The organism is Kitasatospora sp. NPDC056531 (assembly GCF_042794375.1).
Lineage (GTDB): Bacteria > Actinomycetota > Actinomycetes > Streptomycetales > Streptomycetaceae > Kitasatospora.
Map to the genome: position 1 here is coordinate 23,702 of NZ_JBHTTU010000078.1, position 8,405 is coordinate 32,106.

General features: G+C 72.7%; 7 protein-coding genes and 1 pseudogene. 1 reads left to right on the forward strand and 7 read right to left on the reverse strand.

What is annotated here, in order from left to right:
• Positions 1-252 precede the first annotated feature (252 nt).
• Entirely contained in the window at positions 253-2,271 is a 2,019-nt protein-coding gene (locus ACFQ87_RS36010) for a transglycosylase domain-containing protein (RefSeq protein WP_380615139.1), read from the reverse strand.
• A 199-nt stretch (positions 2,272-2,470) separates the two neighbouring features.
• Here ACFQ87_RS36010 and ACFQ87_RS36015 point away from each other — a divergent pair, with 199 nt between their 5' ends.
• Positions 2,471-3,580: a hypothetical protein gene (locus ACFQ87_RS36015; protein ID WP_380615140.1), complete on the forward strand. Its 1,110-nt coding sequence runs from the start codon at positions 2,471-2,473 to the stop codon at positions 3,578-3,580.
• Between the two features lie 169 nt (positions 3,581-3,749).
• Here the strand turns inward: ACFQ87_RS36015 and ACFQ87_RS36020 are convergent, their stop codons facing one another.
• The 6 genes and pseudogenes from ACFQ87_RS36020 to ACFQ87_RS36045 all read right to left on the reverse strand — a co-directional run.
• Positions 3,750-4,649, reverse strand: coding sequence for a Gfo/Idh/MocA family protein (locus ACFQ87_RS36020; protein WP_380615141.1), 900 nt, complete (start codon positions 4,647-4,649; stop codon positions 3,750-3,752).
• Between the two features lie 67 nt (positions 4,650-4,716).
• Positions 4,717-5,397 (reverse strand): O-methyltransferase, encoded by a 681-nt coding sequence (locus ACFQ87_RS36025; RefSeq protein ID WP_380615142.1) that lies wholly within the window; start codon positions 5,395-5,397, stop codon positions 4,717-4,719.
• A gap of 98 nt (positions 5,398-5,495) precedes the next feature.
• The gene (locus ACFQ87_RS36030) at positions 5,496-6,170 is read right to left on the reverse strand and encodes a DedA family protein (protein ID WP_380615143.1); all 675 of its coding nucleotides are present in this window, start codon (positions 6,168-6,170) and stop codon (positions 5,496-5,498) included.
• A gap of 210 nt (positions 6,171-6,380) precedes the next feature.
• Positions 6,381-7,193: a class I SAM-dependent methyltransferase gene (locus ACFQ87_RS36035; RefSeq protein ID WP_380615144.1), complete on the reverse strand. Its 813-nt coding sequence runs from the start codon at positions 7,191-7,193 to the stop codon at positions 6,381-6,383.
• A 126-nt stretch (positions 7,194-7,319) separates the two neighbouring features.
• On the reverse strand, positions 7,320-8,114 hold the full coding sequence (locus ACFQ87_RS36040; RefSeq protein WP_380615145.1) for a spermidine synthase: 795 nt from the start codon (positions 8,112-8,114) through the stop codon (positions 7,320-7,322).
• Positions 8,115-8,167: 53 nt separating this feature from the next.
• Positions 8,168-8,405, reverse strand: a pseudogene (locus tag ACFQ87_RS36045) (alpha/beta hydrolase); the annotation flags it as partial.

Here is an 8,405-nt window from a genome sequence, read left to right on the forward strand (position 1 = left end):
AGACCGCCCGCCCGCCGCATTCCTGGGTGCCGTATAGGCTTGCCATTCATTTCAGATACCGTATCCGTTGATCCTTCTACCTTTTCTCTCTCTTGCTCACCACCAACGGTAGCCCGAATTCATCGACACCAACAGGGCTGGACGGCCCGCCTAGCTTTGAGCGGACGGGTCGGCGCCCGCACTTTCGGATTAAAGCTGAAATATCTGCCGGCGGCGCCTGACGACCGTGGTGCCCGGCGCTGACGGTGCGCTTCAAGGGCGGACCGGCTGGCCTGCCGCCTTCATGTACGAGGTCCAGATCCGCGTCGGCAGTTCGGAGTCCGGGGTGTCCGGGGAAGCCCCGCCGACGCCCTCCAGCGGGAGCAGCTTCATGTCCTTCAGGTCCGCCCGGAACACCGTGACCGCCGTGGCCAGCTGCCCGTTGTAGCCGACCGACCACCCCGCCGTACGGTCCACCGTGGTGCCGGGCTTCGCCGCCACATCCGGCCCGGCCTCCGCCGCCGCCCGCGCGCTCCCGCCGCGGACCGCCCCCTTGAGCGCCGCGTCCACCTCCCCCGCGGCCGCCGCGTTCAACGCCTGGACGGCGGAAGGCAGCCGCAGCGTGAGCGGCTCGCCGTTGCGGGTGATCCGCAGGACTGAGTAGGGGTCGGTGTGGCTGCCTCGGGCCGCGAAGGCGGCGTAGGCGTCGGCGGCCCTGATCGCGCTGGGTGTGGAGTTCCCGACGCCGAAGGCGGGCACCAGTTCGCCCATGCTGCTCGGCAGCAGGCCCAGGTCCGCGGCGGTCTGCTGCACCTTGTCCAGGCCGACGTCCATGGCGAGCTGCATCATCGGCCCGTTGACGGACTGCTCGACGGCGCTCCGCAGGCTCGTCTGGCCCCAGCTGCGCTTGCCGTCGTTGGCGGTCTTCACGATCTTCCCGTCCCGCCCCCAGTACGGGCCCTCCGGGGTCATCACGTTCACCCCGTTGTCGCCGTCGTAGCTGGTGGTGGGCGCCACCGGGGTGCGGCTGCCGCCCCGCTCGCGCTGCACGCCCTGACTGAGCCCGGCGGCGTACACCAGCGGGGTGAAGGCCGAACCGATCGGCACCGTCGAGGTGTTGGCGTTGTTGAAGCCCTGCTTCCGGTAGTCGGGGCCGCCGTAGAGCGCGACGACCCGCCCGTCCAGGGCCACCGAGGCGGCGCCGACCTTCAGCAGCTTGTCGGCCTCCCGGCTGCCCGGGTCGATGCCCTTGGTGGCCTCCTGCACCGCCGCGGCCAGGGCGCCGACCTTCGGCTTCTCGAAGGTGGTGTGGATCTGGTAGCCGCCGAGGTCGAACTGGGCCTGGGTGATGTCGCTGTGGCCCTCCACGTACGTCCTGGCCATGTCCACCAGGTACCCGACCTGGCCGCTCAGCCCCGCCGCCTTCGGCTGTGGCTGCGGTTCGGGGAACACCGTGTACCCCGCGCGCTCGGCGGCGGAGAGCTTTCCGACCTCCACCATCCGGTCCAGGATCCAGGACCACCGCTCCTCGGCCCGCTGGTGGTTGTCCGCGCTGAGCGCCGGGTCGTACTGCCCGGCGCCCTTCAACAGGGCTGCCAGGAAAGCCCCTTCGCTCGGGTTCAGCTGCGAGACGTCCTTGCCGTAGTACGCCGCCGCGGCCCGCTCGATGCCGTAACTGCCGCGCCCGAACCAACTGGTGTTCAGGTAGCCGGCCAGGATGTCCCGCTTGCTCATCCGCTTGTCCAGCTTGATCGCGATGACGACCTCGCTGAGCTTGCGGGACATGTCCTGATGCTGGTTCAGGTAGGTGTTCTTGACGTACTGCTGGGTGATGGTCGAGCCGCCCTGGGTGTCGCCGCCCGTGGCCATCGAGTAGATCGCCCGGCCGATGCCCTTGAGGGAGATCCCCGCATCCGAGTAGAAGGTCTCGTTCTCGGCGGACAGCACCGCCCACTGCACCGACTCCGGCACCTGGTCGAGCGGCACCTCCTGACGGTTGGTCTCACCGACCCGGGCCATCTCGGTGCCGTCCGCCCAGTAGTAGACGTTGTTCTGCTGGGTGGCGAAGGCGTTCAGGTCCTCCGGCACCTGCGTGGTCGCGTAGAACCAGGCCGCCAGGCCCGTCAGCGCCACCGCCCCGGCGCCGGACACCAGGAGCAGCTGCCGCCAGGACGGAAGCCAGCGGCGGACCCCGCGCCGTCCTCTGCGCGGATAGTCGATCCGCCGCAGCGGACGCCATCGTCGGCGTCCGGGCTTCTCCTCCTCGGCTTCCCCACCCTGGTGTGCACGCATCCCGTCTCCGATCTCGTGGGACAGACTCCTCCACTCGGATAGACGCGTTTCCGGCCGTCCGAGGACAGCCCGAAACCGGTGTGATCATGGTCATATCGCGTAGGACCACCCCACGGACCGCCCCACGAGAGCCGTACGCCGCCCCGCCGTCGACGGCGCCCGGCCCACGACCGCTCCCCGCGACCGCCAGAATGGCGGCATGAGGTTGATCCACACGCTGCTCGGCGTGCTCGTCCTGCTGATCGTCGTCGGCAGCATCCTGCGCACCCTGGTCGTCCCGCGCGGGCTCTACTCGGCCCTGGTCTACCGGCTCTGGGCGGTACTGCGCACCGCGCTGCGGCTCTGGGCCGCGCCGTTCGGCAGCTACCGGGCCCAGGACCGCGCACTGACCTGGCTGGCGCCGCTGGTGCTGCTCGGGATGCTCACGGTGTGGCTCAGCGGGATGCTGCTCGCCTACACGCTGCTGCTGCACGGCACGTCCGAACTCGACTGGTCGACCTCGATCCGGGAGGCCGGGTCCAGTCTCTTCACCCTCGGCTATGCCAGCGGCGAGCGGCTGCAGCTGTCCGCGCTCGACTTCATGGCCGCCGCCAGCGGGCCGCTGGTGATCGCCCTGCAGATCGCCTACCTGCCGACCCTCTACGCCGCCTACCAGCGCCGCGAGACCGAGGTGACGCTGTTGCAGTCCCGGGCCGGCGAGCCCGCCTGGGGCCCGGAACTGCTGGCCCGCCAGTCCCTGGTGGACACCGAGACGGCGCTCCCCCAGCTCTACCGGGACTGGGAGCGGCTGGCCGCCGACATCGGCGAGAGCCACTCCAACTACCCGGTGCTGCTCTCCTTCCGCTCCCCGCAGCCCAACCGCAGCTGGGTGGTCGGCCTGATCGCGGTGATGGACGCCGCCGCCCTGCACCTCGCGCTCTGCCCGCGCTCCGCCCCGGCCGAGGCCCGGCTGGTGATCCGGGCCGGCTTCACCGCGATGCGCGACATCGCCCGCGCGCTGCGAGTCGACTTCGACCCGGACCCGGACCCGGAGACCCCGATCCGCCTCACCTACGCCGAGTACCTGGGCGCGGTCGCGATGGTCACCGCCGCCGGCTTCCCCCGTGAACGCCCGGTCGAGGACGCCTGGCCGCACTTCAACGGCTGGCGGGTCAACTACGAGGCCCTGGCCTACGAACTGGCCCGCCGCAGCGACGCCGTCCCCGCCCTGTGGACCGGCCCCCGCGACTTCCACGCCCCGGTCATCCCCCCGTCCCGCCCCACCGACCGCCGCCCGGACGCCGCCAGGCCCACCCTGCCGCCGACCTGACGGGCCGGGTCGTCGCCGCCCACGGGCGGGGTTCCAGCGGCGAGGCGGACGGACCGTGATCGAACCGTACTGGCCGAGGTGGAGAAGATCGAGAGATCGAGAACGTCCCGCCGGGCCCGGCTCTCCACCCCGCACCGGCGCTGACCGGCTGTCCGGCCCGGGAGCGGTCTCAGACCGCCACCGGGCCGCCGTCGGCCAGTGAGCGTTCCGCGCCGGCCAGGATCTCGACCACCCGCAGGCCGAAGTCCGCCCCGCAGGGGTGCGGCTCGCCGGAGGCGGCGGAGGACCGCAGGGCGTCCAGGGCGCGGTGCAGGGCGACCGTCGGGCCCTCGCCGCGCTCGGGCAGGTGCGCAACGCCGTGCTCGCCGCGCAGCTCCATCGCGACGCCGCCGCCCGCCATCGGGGCGGTCAGGCTGAGCGCGAGAGTGCTGGAGGCGCCGCCGACGTGCCGCAGCACCAGGTGGACGGTGTCCAGCGGCCCGGCGACCGCCGTGACCTCCGTCGCGTCGCCCAGCACCGGCAGCAGGACGGACAGCGCGTGCGGGCCGACGTCCCACAGCGAGCCCTTCTCCCGGCGCCACGGCGAGGCGGCGTACGGGCTGGTGCTGCCCGGGGCGAACACCGAGCCGAGCCAGTCCGAGCGGCCGGTGAACCAGCCGCCCAGCTCGGCCTGGCGCTCGATCCACGGGATCTGCTCGCCGCCGAAGCGCACCGTGAAGAAGACCACCGAGGTGACCTCGTGCTCGCGCACCGCCTCGGCCACCGCCCGGGCGTCCGGCACGGTGAACGCGACCGGCTTGTCCAGCAGCAGGTGGCAGCCGGCCTCGGCGGCCCGCACCGCCAGGCCGGCCTGGACGGACGGGGGAAGCGCGATGGAGACCGCGTCCACCTCGGCGAGCAGCCGGTCGAGGTCGGCGTACCCGGACACGCCGTGCGCCGCGCCCAGCGCCTCGGCGGCCTCCGCCCGGCGGCCCCAGACGCCGGTGAACTCCAGCCCGGGGTGCTCGGCCAGTACGGGCGCGTGCACCCGCTCAGCCCAGGTGCCGGTGCCCAGCAGTCCGATCCGCACGATGTCTCCGTTCGTTCTGATTCTCGTTCAGCCCCGCACGCGGCTGTTCAGCCCCGCACGCGGGTGTTCAGCCCTGCACGCGGGCCAGCGTGAAGCCGTCGTAGCCCTTGCTGCCGACCGTCTGTACCGAGGTCGCGGTGACTCTCGGCTCGGCCGCGATCAGCTCGTGCAGGGCGCGGGTGGCGACGACCGCCGGGTCGGTGCTGGCGGCGTCGGCGATCGCACCGCCGCGCACCACGTTGTCGACGATGATCAGCGAGCCCGGCCGGGTCAGCTGGAGGGCCCGGCGGAAGTACTCGGGGTTGCTCGGCTTGTCCGCGTCGATGAAGACCAGGTCGAAGGGCTCCACACCCTGCTCGACCAGTGCCGCCAGCGAGTCGGCGGCCCGGCCGAGCCGCACCTCGGCGACCTTCTCCAGCCCGGCGCGGGCCAGGTTGCCGCGCGCCACCTCGGCGTGCTTGGGGTCGAGCTCCAGGGAGATCAGCGTGCCGTCCGCGGGTAGCGCCCGGGCCAGCCAGATCGTGCTGTAGCCGCCGAGCGTGCCGACCTCCAGGATCCGGCGCGCGCCCTGGGCCAGCGCCAGCAGGTGCAGCAGCTTGCCCTGGTTGGGGGCCACCGCGATGCTCGGGAGCCCGGCCGCGTCGGCGGCGGCGGTCGCGGCCTCCAGTGCCGGGTCGTGCCCGACCAGCTGCTCGGAGAAGTAGGCGTCCACGGCGTCCCACGTGGACTGCTGCGTCGGCTGCGTCATCGGACCCTCCAGTGGTGCAAGATCGGCAGGTTCCCGCCGATGCTACTCCGGGGGCCCGACAACGCCGGGACGGTTTCCGACTACGTTCCGTTACTCCGCTACTCCGCGACGGGAGCCTTGACGGCCCCGGCGGCCTCCGCGGCCTTGGCCGCCTCCTCCGCCTCGATCCTGGCGTGGGTCTTGGCGGCCCGGCGCTTCATCACCCAGGCCGAGGTGGCGCCGACCAGGACCGCTGCCGCCAGACCCGCCCAGGAGAACCGGGAGAGCCACGGCTCGATGGCCTTGCCGACCTTGAAGACCAGCAGCGTCGTACCGCCGGCCCAGATCACGCCGCCCAGCACGTTGGCGATCAGGAACTTCCAGTACGGCATCTTCAGCGCGCCCGCCAGCGGACCGGCGAAGATGCGCAGCAGGGCGATGAAGCGGCCGAAGAAGACCGCCCACATGCCCCACTTGTGGAAGGAGCGCTCGGCGGTGGCCAGGTGTGAAGGCCCGAAGTGCTTGGGGAACTTGCGTCCCAGCTTCTCGAAGAGCGGCTTGCCCCCCTTGCGACCGATCGAGTAGCCGATCGAGTCGCCGATGATCGCGCCCGCGATCGCACAGGCCGCGATCCCCCACGGACTCACCACGCCCTTGACCGCCATCAGGGACGCCGTGACGAGCGCGATCTCGCCGGGCAGCGGGATGCCCAGCGATTCGATCCCGATGATCAGGCCGATCAGGGCGTACACCGCGGTCGGTGGAACGCTCTCGATCCAGGCGTCGATGTGCAAGGCCAGTACCTCCGTGGCAGGTCGGAACCGGTCCCGGCCCCCACAGGAGCCGCATGCCGTCCCGGCGGTTGTCCGATGGCGGCACCAGGCCGCTCCCCCGAGTCCCCCTCGGGCGCAGCCTAACGTGCCAGGCGGCCCGTCCCCCCGGCCGATCACCAGTCGTTAGGACGTGCGTCCCGAGGCCATGGTTCCAGTCTGACCAGCATTTCTTCAAGATTCGGCAAAACGCAGCGCGACCACGGACGGCCGCTGCTTGATCCAGCGCGCGAAGGGCAGCAGGGCGCGCACCAGCCCGCGCCCGCCCTCCGGGTACACCTCGCGCACCCCGGTGACCGCCGGGTGCGCCCCGGTCAGCTTGCCGAGCTCGTCCGCGTCCATGCCGAAGGGCATCGGCGGCGCCTGGTAGTACCGGTCCCGCAGCTTGCCCCGGACGGCCCGCTCGCTGAACCAGCGCGGCACCGCGTCCAGCACCATCGAGGCGCCCGGGAACCGCTCGGCGCAGGCCGCGATCAGCTCCCGGACCTCGCTCGGCTTGAGGTACATCAGCAGCCCCTCGGTGCTGATCAGCACACCGAGGCCCGGATCCACCTCGTCCATCCAGCGCGGGTCGGTGGCCGAGCAGGCGAGGATCCGGCGCCGCTCGTCCGGCGGGAGCAGCCGCTCCCGCAGCCCCGCCGTCTCCGGCAGGTCCACCGACAGCCAGCTGGCCCGCCCGTTGTCCACCCGCCAGGACTGGGTCTCCAGCCCGTCCCCCAGCCCGACCACGGTGCCGCGCGGGTTCCGGGTCAGGAAGTCCGCCACCTCCCGGTCGAAGCAGGCCGCCCGCAGCCCCTGCAACTGGCTGACCAGCGCGCGCTGCCCGAACCGCTCCGCGAAGGGGAAGTCGATCCGGTCCACCAGTTCGACCGCCACCGGGTCCGGCAGCACGGTGTCCGGCCGCCGGGCCTCCACCGCCCGGTGCCACAGCGTCCACAGCGCCGTCTCCGGCACCTGCCCCAACTCGGGCCGCTCCCCGCCGCTCATCGCTCACTCCCTCGGACGTGCACCACACTCCGGCATGAACCCGCCGATTCTGACACCCCGGGCGCGGCGGGCGCGGGGGCGACGCGCGGCGCGACCCTTGCCTCGGCCCCTGCCTCGGCCCCTGCCTCAGCCGACGCTGAAGGCGCCGTCCGGCGGGGGCGGGGAGTCGGTGGCGGACGCGTCCGTGACCGGGGCGCTCCGGCCGACCAGGGCCGCCAGCTCCTCGCCCTCGGTGAGCCGGGCCGGGAAGATGTCACCCGCCAGCAGGCGGGTCAGCTCCGCCACCGGCAGCGGCGCCGTCGAACCGGCCAGCAGGATGTTGCCGTACCGGCGCCCGCGCAGCACCGGGGCCTCCGCCACCAGGCAGACGTACGGGAACACCGCCCGCACCGTCGCCGCCTGGGCCTTGGCGAAGGCCAGCGGCGGGCCGTCCGCCAGGTTGGCGGCGTAGCAGCCGCCCTCGCGCAGCGCGGTCGCGGCCAGCCGCAGGAACTCCACCGAGGTCAGGTGCGCCGGGGTACGGGAACCGTGGAACACGTCCGCGATCACCAGGTCCTGGCTGCCCGCCGGGGTCGCGGCCAGCGCCTCCCTGGCGTCGCCGACCGTCGCGGTGATGTCCGCCCCGGGCGCCTGCCAGGGCAGGTGCTCGGCGACCAGCTCCAGCAGCGGCCCGTCCACCTCCACCACCCGCTGCCGCGAACCCGGACGGGTGGCGGCCACATAGCGCGGCAGCGTCAGCGCGCCGCCACCGAGGTGCAGCACGTCCAACGGCCGCCCGGCGGGGGCGAGGGCGTCGGCGAGGTGGCCGAGCCTGCGGGTGTACTCGAACTCCAGGTGCGTCGGATCCGCGAGGTCGACGTACGACTGCGGAGTGCCGTCCAGGGTGAGCAGCCAGCCGCCGTCCCGGTCGATGTCCGGCATCAGCTTGGCGAAGCCGAGGTCGGTCCGCCGCCCGACCGGCACCGGCTCCTCCGTCACGCGTTCTCCCCCACCGGCCGCACGTCCAGGTACGCGGCCAGCCAGCGGTCCAGCTCGGCGAACGCCTGGGTACGGGCCGCCTCACCGGAGAGCACCAGGTCGTGCATGCCGCCCTTGATCCGCACGATCGTCACGTGCGGGCCCAGCCGCGGCGCCTGCGCGGCGATGTCGTCGGCGCGCAGCACGGCGTCGGCGTGGTGCAGGGCGTTGTGCCACTTGGTGGTGGAGATCGAC

Coding starts and splice junctions, on each gene's coding strand:
- ACFQ87_RS36010 (WP_380615139.1), bottom strand. CDS start 2,271: ATGCGTGCACACCAGGGTGGGGAAGCCGAGGAGGAGAAGCCCGGACGC.
- ACFQ87_RS36015 (WP_380615140.1), top strand. CDS start 2,471: ATGAGGTTGATCCACACGCTGCTCGGCGTGCTCGTCCTGCTGATCGTC.
- ACFQ87_RS36025 (WP_380615142.1), bottom strand. CDS start 5,397: ATGACGCAGCCGACGCAGCAGTCCACGTGGGACGCCGTGGACGCCTAC.
- ACFQ87_RS36035 (WP_380615144.1), bottom strand. CDS start 7,193: ATGAGCGGCGGGGAGCGGCCCGAGTTGGGGCAGGTGCCGGAGACGGCG.
- ACFQ87_RS36040 (WP_380615145.1), bottom strand. CDS start 8,114: ATGCCGGACATCGACCGGGACGGCGGCTGGCTGCTCACCCTGGACGGC.